Source organism: Vibrio sp. 2033 (assembly GCF_033339735.1).
The window spans coordinates 1-536 of record NZ_JAWOVC010000748.1 but is presented as its reverse complement, the minus strand read 5'-3'; the positions used below and the strand labels follow the sequence as shown (position 1 = coordinate 536).

Here is a 536-nt window from a genome sequence, read left to right as displayed (position 1 = left end):
GCTCAAACAAAAGTATGGACTAAAACGCGTCATCGATACTCCGCTTGCAGAAGCCTTAATCGGCGGCGTTGCAGTGGGCATGGCAACTCAAGGTTTACGACCTGTTGCAGAATTTCAGTTCCAAGGTTTCGTCTTCCCGGCTATGGAGCACCTAATGTGTCACGCCGCCAGGATGCGTAACCGTACTCGTGGACGCCTCACTTGTCCGGCTGTATTCCGCGCGCCTTTTGGTGGCGGCATTCACGCGCCGGAACACCACTCAGAAAGCATTGAAGCACTGTTTGCACATACCGCAGGCTTTAAAGTGGTGATTCCATCTTCCCCTCAGCGTGCTTACGGTTTGCTGCTTGCTGCCATTCGCAGTAACGATCCAGTGATGTTCTTTGAACCCAAACGCATCTATCGAACCGTTAAATCCGAAGTGATTGATAACGGGGAAGCATTGCCGTTAGACACTTGTTTTACGCTGCGCAAAGGCCGAGATATTACGCTCGTGACATGGGGAGCATGTGTTGTTGAATCTCTCCAAGCTGCGC

Annotated in this window: 1 protein-coding gene; it reads left to right on the top strand. The window is 51.7% G+C overall.

The window, feature by feature from the left end:
- Positions 1-536: alpha-ketoacid dehydrogenase subunit beta (locus R7P74_RS28875; protein WP_443293554.1), on the top strand; the 536-nt coding region annotated here is incomplete at both ends.